The sequence below is a fragment of the Apibacter sp. B3546 genome (genome assembly GCF_009827885.1).
Classification (GTDB): domain Bacteria; phylum Bacteroidota; class Bacteroidia; order Flavobacteriales; family Weeksellaceae; genus Apibacter.
The window spans coordinates 1-12,404 of sequence record NZ_WINW01000027.1 but is presented as its reverse complement, the minus strand read 5'-3'; the positions used below and the strand labels follow the sequence as shown (position 1 = coordinate 12,404).

Here is a 12,404-nt window from a genome sequence, read left to right as displayed (position 1 = left end):
ATAAGCTCATAGTTTTTTATTTTTTTAATAATTCTTCTTGATATATTTTTAGAGGATCTTCCTCTTGATGATTAATGGTTTCTTTTAACCAGGTTGAAAGCACTAAAGGAGACCATAAAACAGAGGTTGTGGATACTCCTGCTCTTAATTCTTCCAAAGTCCCGCTTGTAGCAGTTCCGTTGTTTTCACTTACCCTCCCTCCTCCTTTTTTAAAAAGTATTTCGTTTAATACTTCGCATAATTCATTGAAAGAATTAAATGTTAAACCATTTACTTCAAAGTCTTGTACTTTAGCTTGCCGTATAAGAACATCTTTTGTATCAAAAGCATTAAAAAGGGTTACATTATAGGTACTGGAATTGTACGATACCTTTAATGCTTTTAATATTCGGGTGCCATTATATAAAAGTTTATCTTCTTTGGTTTGAAAAATATGTTTACCCATGAAAAAATATTTTAACCAAAATTAAAAGCCGATATAAAAAAAAAGAAGGACAGCATTATCCCAGGTATATCCCTGATTTTCTTAAAAAAATTTTTGAAATTGTTTTTTGCTCATTTATTTGATCTTGAAGACATTTAAAATCATCGAAATTATCTGCTACATATTTTTTAGCTAGATTTAAATATTTTGTACCCATTTTAAACCGATCATCTTTTAAGTTTTCTAATAAGTTTTCAGCGATTTTTTCGGCTTTTTCCCACGGCATTAATTCCCATTTCACCACTAAAGTATTATTAGTTAAAGAAAATGATCCTGTATGGGCTATCTTAGCCACGGTAAATGCCACTAATGCTTTTTGTAAAAGCTCAAGAAGATAATCACCTTTTGATGTATTCGGAATATCATAAATACATTGTCCCATCCAGGGTAACAAGTATTCATCTATACACTCACGAATGGACGGAACTAATGCTAAATAGGTTAATCGACTGTCGTCTATATTAAAATATTTTTGAAATGCTCCGGCATGAGTGATTATTAAATTTTTAATTTGGGTGTAATTCTCCGAATATATAAATTTGGGATAAGTGGTCGGATCTGTTTCCATTTCTTTTAAAGCTTCATCTACATCTGAAAAAGAATTATTTTTTAAAGAGTTATGTAAATCTCGGATTTCCCACCATTCAGGAACACGGGTTTCGGAAGTGTCCGTTGTAAAAATACCGGAATTTGTTATTCTTAATTTTAAAGAGGGCAAGGCATACAGCAGTGAAAGTTGAGCAACCGCAGATGTTAGTAATTCTTTTACGGGGTCATCTTTCGTCATGGAAACAAATTCATTATATTGTTCTTTACCAATTAAAGTTTTTATTTTTCGTTCCGCCTTTGCCATAAATATTGACAAAACATTATAATCAATTCCGTTGTCAACGACTACATATTTTAATAATTCTTCTAAATTTTTTATTAGTGGCATATTTTAAATTTTAATTTATAATGATTTCAGCTCCAGACGGATTTTTATCTAAGGTTGTCAAAGCGGTATTTGGAAAGGTTGCATCTAAATCATCGCCCCAATCGTTCCAATCTCTAAGAAAATAAAAGGGCAGGAGAGAGGTTGACCGGTTGGTTACCAGAGAAGCGCAAAGAATAGTGTACGCCTCGCGCTTGTCAGAGCCGGAACCGCTTAAACTTTTACCGCCCGGGATTCCTTGACCAATTAGTGAGGGGTCCACTTGAAGGGCAAATAATATTTCAGAATTAGCGGCCGTAGCATTTGGGAGAAAAGCTCCGTCTTTTAATTTATCATCTATGGGTTCTATCATAATAGATTTTACAGGTTTTCCTGTATCATCCATATACATCGGAGCTGTAAATGAACGCCCCCCGGCTTTCATACCCGACATGTGGTTATCGATACGATCAATTACCTCTTCATGTTTCGCTTTTTTTTCTTCCGGTTTAAGCGTGCCCCATTCTTCATAAACCGATGTAAAATAGGCTTCTGATATTGATATTAAAAATTTAAAATGTAATTGGTTTTCTTGTATTGCTTTATTTACAGCCGGTACGGATTGTGCAATTAATGCCCATCCGTTTTTTAATACTGATTGATAGTAGGGTTTAGGATAATATATTTCATTATCCATTGTATAATGTATGGGAATAATAAATTTATGTATGTTTCTTTGTCTGCAATAGGTTTTTATATCTTCGGCTGTTGACCAAAAGCTAAAAGCAGGTATTTTATGTGTATATTCTTTTCTATAATTGGACCAATCGGCATTTAGATATACGTTTTGAATCGTCCCGTTTTTGGACATTTCTTCGAATCGACAAAAAGGGACGGCATGCCTTTTTATTCTATTTATTTTGGTAAAATCGCGACTTAAAACGTACTCTACAAAGGCAATAGAGTAAATTTCTAAATCGTGTACTACATCAATGAAAAAGCGATTTAAATTATTTATTTTATCAAATTGTTTAAGCCCCGGTACTGATGAGTACGATTTTAATTCTTTTTGCCCTTTTTCATTTTCTATATATAGTGTTAGCCCTGACCCAAAATGAGCAGTGGTGCGCACTTGTATTGCAGCGCCTAAGACTCCGGTTAACCGTATGTCTCTAAGCACTTTTTGTGGATAATTATTGTCACCTCCCCAAACAACCGCTTTTTCTTCAGTAAGGTAGTTGGAGTTATCAATTTTTAAATTGGTTGTATCATAACCCGAAGAGGACCCTATATTGTATATTGAATGGGAAGATATATAAATACCTTTAGCGATTTCTTTTACCATATTAATAAATTACATTTTTACCGTTAAATTTTATTATAAACAAAATGTTGATTCTTTTGATTTCTCCATTTGCCAGCTCTAAATTTCTGGTTCGATTTTCCCAATGGTTTTGTTTTCTTTTATCTTTTTCATTGGTATAATTATATCTTTTAATTATGCCTTTTTTTGAAGACTTATTTTGAGATAATAGTTTAGCGTCATTATATATTTTGTATTTACCGCCCGTTTTATTTTGACGTGAAAACTCTCTTATTTCTACATCAAAATGGACGGGCGTTCCATCTGAATTTTTAGAGTGCATGATTTTTAAAGCTTCGGTTAGAAAGATTGTATTTTTCATATACATACAAATCTATTTTAATTAATAGGAGAGTAAAAGGACAAAAAAAAGGGCTATTTTTTTATAGTTTTTCTCAAATAATAAAGTTTATATTTCTTAAAGTCAATAAATTATATTTTAATTTTGACTTTTTTGTCTCAAATTTTCAAGCCGAGGCACGGCGGCTCCTTAGCTGCATGTTCACTTTCCCTATTTGTACAAATCGAAATATGAGATAAGAACATTGTTAAATGTTAATAATGTTTAATAAAAAACCATTAAAAAAATATTTTTTAATGAAGAAAATTAGTTTTTATGTAAATAATTATGAAATAGGAAAAGTGAAAGGATCTTTATAACCATGCTTAACGGCTAAATGAAATTGCCAATAAATATTATAATCTAAAGTATCAGAAAGGTGCGTTGCTTGTTCTTGAGGAATGGTAAGAGATAATTCAGAAGATTTATCTTTACCATATTCGCTATTCTCTTTTATTTTTGCTTCTGCATTTTCAAGAGAAATACAAAGGTTTGGACAATTGTCTTTATTAATACGTATTTTAGGTAAATTTTTGTTTCTCTCAGACAAAATTTCTTTTAAAACCAAAAACTTCGCCATATGTCCCGGATTATTGGTTTTAGGGGTTTTATTAATAACACGCCATCCCTGAGAGCGAAAATATTTCATTACCTTTTCAGCTAAAGATTCTTTAGCTCCTTTTTCTTTTGCATAGCCTGAAACATCGTGATAGAGCTCAACAGTTTTTTCCTCATGTTTATTAAAATAATGTACAACTTCAGGCAATAAATCTAACATATCAAGAGGGTCTTTATTAAAGAACTCCTTAACAAAACGAACCTCATTTATGGACCTAAGATATTGAGATACAGAAATTGAATTAATTCTTTTTCCAAAATCTAAATTAAACTGAAGTCCAATGGTTTTAACTATATCTGTATCTTGACGTGAGGTATTATGTTTCTTACTGTAATTATTACCTACTTCTTCTAAATAGATTAAATCATATTTATTACCATAATAGTGGATATCCGGATTAAGATTAGAATAAAAACCGTTCTGAACCGCAGGAGGACGTATATTTAATATTTCAGCGTCATAATGGATTTTAGAAGGAGAATTAGACAACATCTTCTTAAACCATTGAGGTGATAAATTTTTATAATTAGCGTAAGCATTAGCTTTTAAAAATGCAAATTCTTTAGGATTTTTTAAAGCTTCCTTTTCCATTTCAACAAACCATTTTCCCTTAAGAGTTAACGGAGTTGATGATACGAAAATTTGTGAATTCAACATTGGTGAGTGTTTAAATTCAGTTTTATAAGATCTATTAGTAGTATGAACATTATAAAAAAGTTTTTCTTTATCCAATAAAGCTGCTTCATCTCCTAATACATAATAAGAATTTATACCCCGCCCGGCATCGGTCATATCTAATGAAACCATTATAATAATATGACCGTTACGAAAGTGAATCACATTACGCCAATTTGAGGGAGCTTGAAAAGGTAATTCAAAACCTTTAGAAACACCGGACTTTCCGATTACATAATCTATATTTTCATGAACTCCGAAATTAGATAAGCCTTCTTTAGTGGAGGGCAAAGTTCGTGACAATATTTGAACATAGCTAGATCCAACCAAAACCCCTGTAGCTCGGGGCATCTCCTTTACTGCTTTTAAAATAAAAAAAGCTAAAATGAAAGACTTTCCGGTACCCCTGGCATATTCTAAATAAATATATTTTTTTCTAAAAATTTCAACCTCCGCAACTGCTTGCATTTGCGGTACGTTGAGTTCTATTTTTTTTTCATTTATAATCATACATCTTGATGTAAAACTATTCTCCTAATTCTTCATACCCGATATCTTCGGCTGTCATATTCATATTAACTACACCTTTTGATGATCTTTCCTTCATATAGGCCAAAAATTCCTTAGGAATAACAAGTCGATAATTACTAGCTTTCAATTTATCTATATCAGCATCCAATGTACTATTAGAAAAATCGAAAAGGTCCTTATAAGAATCTAAGGCCTTTCTAGCATCATTCCATGCACGATCACGAACCTGCATTTGATACAAAAACCAATATTGCTCTGCTAAAAAAATTTTTTCTGCTTTTAAATTAATATCCTCCAATTCCCCGAATAAGTATACGCTTTTAGAATAATAACGGTAGGCTGTAGCTCGAGATACGCCGTATTCAGTCATAAATTTATCAATAGCCTGTCCCTTTGTATACTTATTCTTAAGTCGCAAACTAAAAATATATTTAAGCTGCTCTAATAATTTTTCTTCAAAAGCTGTTAATTTCACTTTATCATCCAAATAAGCAGCTTTTAACTTATTAAGAGTACTGTCTTTATTAAATTTAACGATCATATATTAGTAACTAATCATTCGTGAAACCTTTTTATTTTATTGTGAATAGCTAATAATCCATTCCCACGCATAGGTGTAACCATTTCCTGCATACCAATTAAAGCTAAAAACGGATAAGAATTATTTTTTATATCAATATTATTTTCACCGGAATATATATTTATTAATAAACGGATAAAGCCATTTACAAAAATTGAAGTCGAATAGCCGGAAATGTATACTGTACCATTAACACTTTCTATATACAACCAAGCTTCCGACTGACAACCTTTAATAACGTTTTCATTAGTTTTTAAACTAGACGGAAAATCAGGACCGGTTTTTCCTAAATCAATAAAATACCGGTATCTTTCTTCCCACGTATTTAATGCGAGTATTGGCTGTATTAAGGATTCAATTTTAGCGTTCATTAGTTTCAATTGTATTGCTTAACTTTTCAATTTGAAGGGTTAATTCCTGCAATTCTTCCCTTTTATTATTAATTTTAGTCAGCAAATTATTTTTTAAGGGACCTTCAGGCATTACTGAATATTTGCTTTCTAAATTTAAAAGTGTTTTTTTTCTTTTTGTTACCCTGCTATATAGCCGTTGCCGTTCATTAACTAGAGACATTGGACTTAAATTTTCGTATTGTTTTTGAGTTTCAAAGGGTAAAACGCGTTTATAATTTTCATAATGCTCAAGAATTTTAAAGCATTTATCATTAATCTCCCAAGTTTTAAAAATTTTTAATTGAAGATCTAAGGCCTCCTCATATAATTCCTCTTGTAATTCGTTCAATTGAATTTTTAACGTGCATGCATCATAATAAGAAGAAATTCTTTTTTTATAAACATTATGTAGTTCTACAGGATAAAAAGAAATAGGCTTTTTTATGGAAATATTAGTTTTTATATCAACTCTATTTGGCATAGCATTATTTAAACTATCGGTAACACCTGTAGAAGATGAGTTAGAAGCATTTAAAAAATTAGTTAACTCATAGGATAATTTTTGACAAGTAAAGGGGGTATTTTTTGATTGAAAAATTTTTAATAATCTTTTATTGTGCGGTATTTGAGAATATAATTGTACTCCGGCTTTATATTCGCAACCATTTTTAAACCATTCCTTTATAGCACTTTTACTATCCATTTTACAAAATTGTAAAATTTGTTATCTTGACTCAAAGGACATTTAATTAAATAAAAATAACCGCCTGTTTAGCGGTTATTCTGTTAACAATATAAATAATTATGTTATAAAAAATTTCAGCTTTTCATCCGCTGCTTTTTTAACTTTCTCTGAAGTTGAAGATTTACTTAAAATAAGAACATCACCTTTACGCTTTGCTTGTGAAATATACTTAATTATATTTTCTATACTTTCATCTTTAAAGAGTATTTCGGCTCCTTCTTTCAAGCCTAAGTAAGGAAAACTACCCATTTTGTAAATGTCCAATGAATTATAAGGCATACCTAACGAAAAATTGATCGTGGTATTATCCGGCAAAATAAAATTGGTAGAATTTGTATTAAAAAGCTCAAAATAAATACCTGTATTTGCCTGAATTTTTTGTTTAATCATTTTTTTCAACCTTTAGAGGAATAGAACCTGTATATTCTAATAACGGGGCTCTGGCGGTTAATGTAACAGAAACTCCGTTGTTATCATCTTGTCCTTTACCTGAAGATCCTTTAGCATCTTCCATATATGCAGAATTTATTTTATTACCTATTACAAATTTCCTTCCGTCCCTGGTTGTAACTATAAAAATTAAACGGTCACTCTTAAATTTTCGTATAAAACCTAATACTTCCGCTCTAATTCCGGGGATGAATATATCTAAAGAGGTCGATTGTTTCTTATTACCCGTTTTTCCTGCCAAAGCAGTTGTTAATTCGTTTTCATCAATTAAACAATCCAACCGTACAAAACCTTTACCAGTTTCGGTAACGATTTCTTTAGAAATAGTGCCCGCCTCTTTATAGTTTCCTGATTTCAAAGGTATTTCCAGAGTCTTAACATCTTTTTCAGTTATATAATAAATGTTATTTTCTGACAACCCGGCGTCTGTTTCATCGTTTGCACAATACAATAAGTTTTCAACGGCAACATCATCAAAACAATTCTTTTTTTTATCCATAACTAAACATTATTTTTTTTAATACCTGATTCGTGAGGATAGTACAATTCCATCAATTTTTCATTCCCTAATCCTTTAGTTTTATCGGTGAAATTAGCTACCAATACAGCCTCATTTAATGCGAAACCATAACCTAACTCAAAATCTGAAAAAAGCTTAATTTTATAATCTTCTTTTTGAACATCATTGATAGTTGCCGGATTTTCTATTAAATCTATAAGTTTAACCATATTTCCTTCAATGGTAGCAAAAATAATATCGTCATCCATGTTATCATATCCAATAATGGCTCGTTTTCCTAATGGCGACTTAGTCTTGTCCGAATCCTTGTAGGTAACCACTTGTCCTTTTCTGGACTCATACTCGATGGTGTAATTATCGGCATTATTGGTTGACATGTGAATGTATTTTATCTTAGCTCTCATCTTTTTTGGTATACCCTTTTCAAATTTTAATAGTTGATCGTAAATATTAACTTCGGTTAAAGGATCCAAAGGAATTTTATAAGCCGGATTGTTTGTATTTTTAAGCAAATTTTTAACGATTTGATTCCAACCCTCTAAAGAAAACCCAAACTTACCGGATTTATTAGCAGGATCGTAACTCCCTTGCATGGATAAAAGCTCCAAATCATCCGTTATTTGAATAAGCAAATCCTTAATGATAACCCTGACTATTTCTTTAACGGTAGGCTCTTTATTTTCCTGGTATAATTCTGCTAAAGCCGTTCCTAAAACGTTAGCAGGAACGATTGAAAAATTAACTTTTTGACGATAACTTTTTAAAATAGATTCTCTTGCGTACCATTCACCCAATTCTTGCCATTTAGGCTCAAAACCCTGTACGACATGGCTCATCACAGTATTATATAAATGATACTCTCCATTAACTTTAGTTACTATTTTGCAATACTTGTCAACAGAAACTTTCAAGGCCTTAGCAAATTCTGCTAACACTAATTTTTTTTCTACTTTCGCATAGGTAGCTATTGCTTTAGCTAAACCGTCTAAATTTATACTGGGCATTACTTGTTATATAAAAATTTATAATTATTAGTAAGAATATCATTTTCTAATGGCGCATCTTCTTTATCCTTTGATGAATAAACTGAAGTAGGAATTTCGCCATCCTTTCGTCCATACTCTATAACTTTTGAAGAAAGTAATTTAATATCTTCGACAATAGTACCGGTACCGGTTAAATTGCAATTTTTTAAAGAAGTGGCAATTTCTTTTTTAATATTTTCAATCTGATTTAAATTATCCGAAAGTTTTTGTTCCAGATTTTTTTTATCGGTTGACAATGAATTAACCGTTTCATCGGTTAAATTAGAACTTAAAGCATTTTCAATTAAATCTAACTGATTTTCTGATAAGTTTACGGTTTTTTGACCAAATAAAAAACCGGATTTTAACGAAACCTCTAAACCTAAAATAGAGGCTATTTTAGGATATTTTTTTTCTGCCATATTATTTTGATTTGAATTAATTTTTGATTTTTGAGCTATATATTCAATTGCATCCTGTAAATTGCCTATAGCATCGGCAAGTCTTTTTTTTACGGCTTCTTTAGGCCTCCATGTGCCCCCTTTAAAGACGTCCTCATCCATATTTTTACGGAATGTTTGCATGTGTGTTATAAAATCTTTTGCGTAAGTGTCTATTTCTTCTCTTAATTTTTCAGGATTACCGGAAACTAAATCACGAAAAGATTTATTTTTTTCAGAAGAAAAGGAGGAGTATATTTCATAATATTTAGCACCGAATTTTTCAAAAAGAGGTACCCAATCAACAAAAGATATAAGAGTTCCTATAGAACCGACCCAATCGGCATTTTTATCTACAAAAATTTTATCGGTAGCAGCATTAATATAATAAGCTGCAGAGCAAGATAACCCCTTGATATAACTGGCGGTAGGCTTTTTAAAATTAAAAATTTTTTCTGCCAACATTCCTGTACCACTAGCCATACCCCCCGGGCTGTCAGTTAAAAAAACCACCCCGGCTATACTATCGTCCTGCTCCATCACATCGAGTAAATCGGATATTGCGGAAGTGGATCCGTAGCCATATTTTCTAACGATACCTGATAAAGGAATTATGGCTATTTTTTTATTGCTTTCCGAATAAGGGAAATAATTGATGGAAGCCAAATATTCGGCTTCATTTTTTTCCTTATTTTTCATAATAAAATCTGCATATAAATTCCCTATAACTCGAAAAGGCTTATCCAGATACCACGGTTCTGTAAAAAGTGAAGTAATAATACTTTTATTCATTGTATGATAGCTAAGACTATAATTGATATACAAATATCAAATTACAGATTACTTCAAAAAAGGACAATTTAACGCCTAAGTGCCGGAAAATATGAATCTCCGGAAATTAGTAATCTTAAATAATCTGTTGATTCCGTAAATGTTAATGTAAGACCGGAATGTATACCTAAAAGAAAATTATTAAGTGGACTAAAAAGCAGCAATACAATTTTTTTATGGAGTAAACTGGTAAGGTTAGTTAAATATTCCTTTTTATTTGGAAGTAAAGTTATTGTATACGAATGGGTGTAAAGTATTCCGGAATTAGATTTCTTTTGAACGCAGTTAATCGCAACATCATCAAAAAGTAACCTTATCTTTACTATCTTATCTTCAGGAATTTTATTTATATTTTCCATAAATGAAATATCATTTAAGACATCCTCTAAATACACATTTATTTCATCTAAAGGTATAATCCAGGCTTCGCGTATTTCATTTGAAAAATCATCAATAGTATTACATATTTTTAACATAATGATATAAAATAAAGGTAACAAATAATGGAAAAATTTTTTATGTCACTTTTAACGTGTTTAAGTTGCTAATTTACAGCATGTTAGTAGTTTAGGGACGTAATTTTTATATAATTCTTTAATTAAATTATCATCTTCTTTCATAAATAAATGAATATTTTAGCTTTTTGCGGCTATTTTTTGAGTATACAATTTTGAAAAAGGCGGTGAAGATCTTTTTCTTAAATAATCCCTATATAAAGTATCCAATGCAATATCATCTTCAGTTATATTATAAGTACCTAAAGCTTTACGCATGGTATCTTTTACATTATCTTTTCCATTATTTGAATTAGTAAGGATTGCTAAAAAAATGGTTTCACGAAAATATTTATCACAAAATTGGCCTATCAGATGAATATTATTTTTACTGATAATACATCCCTCATTTTTCATCTTTGAAAAAGAAATACGAATTGTATATACGCATTCCCTTTCTTTTTTGTATAAACTATTAAAATTATTAGTTTTTTTCATCAATAATGCAGAGATCGCATTACCTAGAGTATCGGTTAAACTTAAGGTATAATTATCTCCGTATAAAGTTGTCATAAATTTTTTAACATAAGAAGATACAGGAATATCAATTGTTACCATATAATAAAAGAATTTAATACACAAAAATAAGAAAATTTCATACCATGTAAGAATATTTCATATTTTAAAATACTATATACTTTTTTTGATAAAAAAAGTTCAACAGTTCAACAGGCATCCAATCTTTTTAAAATCAATTATTTAAATATAAAAAATGTAATTTAACCTGTTGAACTTTTTTAAATGAAATAAAAAAGGTTCAACAAAGTTCAACAGAAATATCACACAATTTTATTAATGTAAGTAGCTAATAATTATATATTTAATATATAATTATATTTAATATAATAAACTGTTGAACCGTTGAACTAAAAGTAATGAGTCGTCCAACCGTATACATTTTTTTATAGGGGGTGCGGGGGATAAGATAAAGTATATTGCAAAAAAAAGCACTTAGTAAAACTAAGTGCCAAGATTATTTTTAAATTATTTATTAATTGTAAAATATTTTACCGCATTTAGTACATTTGCTTTTAATTATTCCTGATGGATTAGTTGCTTGATATTCTTTTTTATGTAAACAAATATCTTGTAATACCTTTAAAGCTTTTTCATTTTTTGCTAGTTCTTTTTGGTAAAATTCCATATTTTTTAAAATTTCATTTATAGCTTTTTCCATAAAAAATAAGTTTTAAGTTATACAGTTTAAAAACTAACTTTTTTAATTAGAGATATTTAATCCTTAATAAAGCACAGCCAATGGGTTAATGATTGTTTGCCGGACTTGTGTCCAAAAAGGGGGTGAACTCCAAAGATTTCAATTATTTTTGAAAGGGGTATTTGATATTCATTCCATTTAAAAATTAAAAAGCCTTCATTTTGCAAGACTCTCATACATTCATCAAATCCTGATTTTAAATCGTCTTCCCATGAAGGAAATAATTTGCCGTATTTTTGGGCTGTGAAGGAATTTTGACCCAGTTTTTTTAAATGTGGAGGATCAAATACTACCATTTTAAATGAGTTATCGTCAAATGGCATTTTTCTAAAATCTCCTATGATATCGGGATCAATATGCGCACGTCTTCCATCACAAGCAATAAAATCAGCTTTACGTATATCCATGTAAACAGCACGTGGATCTTTTTTGTCAAACCACATCATTTTTGAGCCACAACAGGCATCTAGTATTATTTTATTTTCCATTTTTTATGCTAGTATTCTTTTTACCGGCTCTGTTATTTTTTAGATTAATTATATGAATAATTATATTTTTAGATTTAATACTTCCAATCTTTGGGTTTGTCAATCCATTCAAAGCTATATACCCATACCCACGGATTTTCATCCCACGATTCAATTCCGTATATGGAATGCCAAAGGGATTGAAACCCTTTTCTAGCGGATGGCAAATGAAATTGACGTCCATGATTATAATCATTAT

At 30.4% G+C, this 12,404-nt stretch carries 16 protein-coding genes; all 16 read right to left on the bottom strand.

The annotated features are described in order from the left end of the window. Positions 1 to 16: 16 nt before the first annotated feature. The 16 genes from GFU93_RS04630 to GFU93_RS04555 all read right to left on the bottom strand — a co-directional run bounded on the left by GFU93_RS04630 (position 17) and on the right by GFU93_RS04555 (position 12,166). A complete protein-coding gene (locus GFU93_RS04630; RefSeq protein ID WP_160567626.1) occupies positions 17 to 445 on the bottom strand; it encodes a hypothetical protein in 429 nt (142 codons plus the stop codon). Between the two features lie 55 nt (positions 446 to 500). After that, positions 501 to 1,421 (bottom strand): DUF6712 family protein, encoded by a 921-nt coding sequence (locus GFU93_RS04625; protein WP_160567624.1) that lies wholly within the window; start codon positions 1,419 to 1,421, stop codon positions 501 to 503. A 10-nt stretch (positions 1,422 to 1,431) separates the two neighbouring features. Next, positions 1,432 to 2,742: a hypothetical protein gene (locus GFU93_RS04620; protein ID WP_160567622.1), complete on the bottom strand. Its 1,311-nt coding sequence runs from the start codon at positions 2,740 to 2,742 to the stop codon at positions 1,432 to 1,434. A gap of 1 nt (position 2,743) precedes the next feature. Next, on the bottom strand, positions 2,744 to 3,082 hold the full coding sequence (locus tag GFU93_RS04615; RefSeq protein ID WP_255448646.1) for a hypothetical protein: 339 nt from the start codon (positions 3,080 to 3,082) through the stop codon (positions 2,744 to 2,746). A gap of 304 nt (positions 3,083 to 3,386) precedes the next feature. Beyond that, entirely contained in the window at positions 3,387 to 4,904 is a 1,518-nt protein-coding gene (locus GFU93_RS04610) for a terminase large subunit domain-containing protein (RefSeq protein WP_160567620.1), read from the bottom strand. Between the two features lie 16 nt (positions 4,905 to 4,920). Next, positions 4,921 to 5,466 (bottom strand): hypothetical protein, encoded by a 546-nt coding sequence (locus GFU93_RS04605; protein ID WP_160567618.1) that lies wholly within the window; start codon positions 5,464 to 5,466, stop codon positions 4,921 to 4,923. Positions 5,467 to 5,480: 14 nt separating this feature from the next. Continuing rightward, a complete protein-coding gene (locus GFU93_RS04600; RefSeq protein WP_160567616.1) occupies positions 5,481 to 5,876 on the bottom strand; it encodes a SufE family protein in 396 nt (131 codons plus the stop codon). Then, positions 5,866 to 6,600, bottom strand: coding sequence for a hypothetical protein (locus tag GFU93_RS04595; RefSeq protein WP_160567614.1), 735 nt, complete (start codon positions 6,598 to 6,600; stop codon positions 5,866 to 5,868). Before GFU93_RS04595 ends, GFU93_RS04600 begins: the two co-directional genes overlap by 11 nt. A 99-nt stretch (positions 6,601 to 6,699) precedes the next feature. After that, the gene (locus tag GFU93_RS04590; protein ID WP_160567612.1) at positions 6,700 to 7,032 is read right to left on the bottom strand and encodes a hypothetical protein; all 333 of its coding nucleotides are present in this window, start codon (positions 7,030 to 7,032) and stop codon (positions 6,700 to 6,702) included. Further along, complete coding sequence (locus GFU93_RS04585) at positions 7,025 to 7,591, bottom strand: hypothetical protein (RefSeq protein WP_160567610.1); 567 nt, start codon at positions 7,589 to 7,591, stop codon at positions 7,025 to 7,027. Before GFU93_RS04585 ends, GFU93_RS04590 begins: the two co-directional genes overlap by 8 nt. A 2-nt stretch (positions 7,592 to 7,593) precedes the next feature. Next, on the bottom strand, positions 7,594 to 8,616 hold the full coding sequence (locus GFU93_RS04580) for a hypothetical protein (RefSeq protein WP_160567608.1): 1,023 nt from the start codon (positions 8,614 to 8,616) through the stop codon (positions 7,594 to 7,596). Beyond that, entirely contained in the window at positions 8,616 to 9,869 is a 1,254-nt protein-coding gene (locus GFU93_RS04575) for a S49 family peptidase (protein ID WP_160567606.1), read from the bottom strand. Before GFU93_RS04575 ends, GFU93_RS04580 begins: the two co-directional genes overlap by 1 nt. 68 nt (positions 9,870 to 9,937) lie before the next feature. Beyond that, positions 9,938 to 10,384 (bottom strand): hypothetical protein, encoded by a 447-nt coding sequence (locus GFU93_RS04570; RefSeq protein WP_160567604.1) that lies wholly within the window; start codon positions 10,382 to 10,384, stop codon positions 9,938 to 9,940. Between the two features lie 159 nt (positions 10,385 to 10,543). Continuing rightward, a complete protein-coding gene (locus GFU93_RS04565; protein ID WP_160567602.1) occupies positions 10,544 to 11,020 on the bottom strand; it encodes a hypothetical protein in 477 nt (158 codons plus the stop codon). 433 nt (positions 11,021 to 11,453) lie between these two features. Further along, positions 11,454 to 11,639: a hypothetical protein gene (locus GFU93_RS04560; protein WP_160567600.1), complete on the bottom strand. Its 186-nt coding sequence runs from the start codon at positions 11,637 to 11,639 to the stop codon at positions 11,454 to 11,456. Positions 11,640 to 11,695: 56 nt separating this feature from the next. After that, the gene (locus GFU93_RS04555) at positions 11,696 to 12,166 is read right to left on the bottom strand and encodes a methyltransferase domain-containing protein (protein ID WP_160567598.1); all 471 of its coding nucleotides are present in this window, start codon (positions 12,164 to 12,166) and stop codon (positions 11,696 to 11,698) included. Positions 12,167 to 12,404 lie beyond the last annotated feature (238 nt).

What these genes read in the sequence shown, in the direction of transcription:
- GFU93_RS04555 (WP_160567598.1), bottom strand. Translation starts at nt 12,166, where the DNA reads ATGGAAAATAAAATAATACTAGATGCCTGTTGTGGCTCAAAAATGATG.
- GFU93_RS04590 (WP_160567612.1), bottom strand. Translation starts at nt 7,032, where the DNA reads ATGATTAAACAAAAAATTCAGGCAAATACAGGTATTTATTTTGAGCTT.
- GFU93_RS04565 (WP_160567602.1), bottom strand. Translation starts at nt 11,020, where the DNA reads ATGGTAACAATTGATATTCCTGTATCTTCTTATGTTAAAAAATTTATG.
- GFU93_RS04600 (WP_160567616.1), bottom strand. Translation starts at nt 5,876, where the DNA reads ATGAACGCTAAAATTGAATCCTTAATACAGCCAATACTCGCATTAAAT.
- GFU93_RS04560 (WP_160567600.1), bottom strand. Translation starts at nt 11,639, where the DNA reads ATGGAAAAAGCTATAAATGAAATTTTAAAAAATATGGAATTTTACCAA.
- GFU93_RS04605 (WP_160567618.1), bottom strand. Translation starts at nt 5,466, where the DNA reads ATGATCGTTAAATTTAATAAAGACAGTACTCTTAATAAGTTAAAAGCT.
- GFU93_RS04620 (WP_160567622.1), bottom strand. Translation starts at nt 2,742, where the DNA reads ATGGTAAAAGAAATCGCTAAAGGTATTTATATATCTTCCCATTCAATA.
- GFU93_RS04630 (WP_160567626.1), bottom strand. Translation starts at nt 445, where the DNA reads ATGGGTAAACATATTTTTCAAACCAAAGAAGATAAACTTTTATATAAT.
- GFU93_RS04615 (WP_255448646.1), bottom strand. Translation starts at nt 3,082, where the DNA reads ATGAAAAATACAATCTTTCTAACCGAAGCTTTAAAAATCATGCACTCT.
- GFU93_RS04625 (WP_160567624.1), bottom strand. Translation starts at nt 1,421, where the DNA reads ATGCCACTAATAAAAAATTTAGAAGAATTATTAAAATATGTAGTCGTT.
- GFU93_RS04580 (WP_160567608.1), bottom strand. Translation starts at nt 8,616, where the DNA reads ATGCCCAGTATAAATTTAGACGGTTTAGCTAAAGCAATAGCTACCTAT.
- GFU93_RS04610 (WP_160567620.1), bottom strand. Translation starts at nt 4,904, where the DNA reads ATGATTATAAATGAAAAAAAAATAGAACTCAACGTACCGCAAATGCAA.
- GFU93_RS04575 (WP_160567606.1), bottom strand. Translation starts at nt 9,869, where the DNA reads ATGAATAAAAGTATTATTACTTCACTTTTTACAGAACCGTGGTATCTG.
- GFU93_RS04595 (WP_160567614.1), bottom strand. Translation starts at nt 6,600, where the DNA reads ATGGATAGTAAAAGTGCTATAAAGGAATGGTTTAAAAATGGTTGCGAA.
- GFU93_RS04585 (WP_160567610.1), bottom strand. Translation starts at nt 7,591, where the DNA reads ATGGATAAAAAAAAGAATTGTTTTGATGATGTTGCCGTTGAAAACTTA.
- GFU93_RS04570 (WP_160567604.1), bottom strand. Translation starts at nt 10,384, where the DNA reads ATGTTAAAAATATGTAATACTATTGATGATTTTTCAAATGAAATACGC.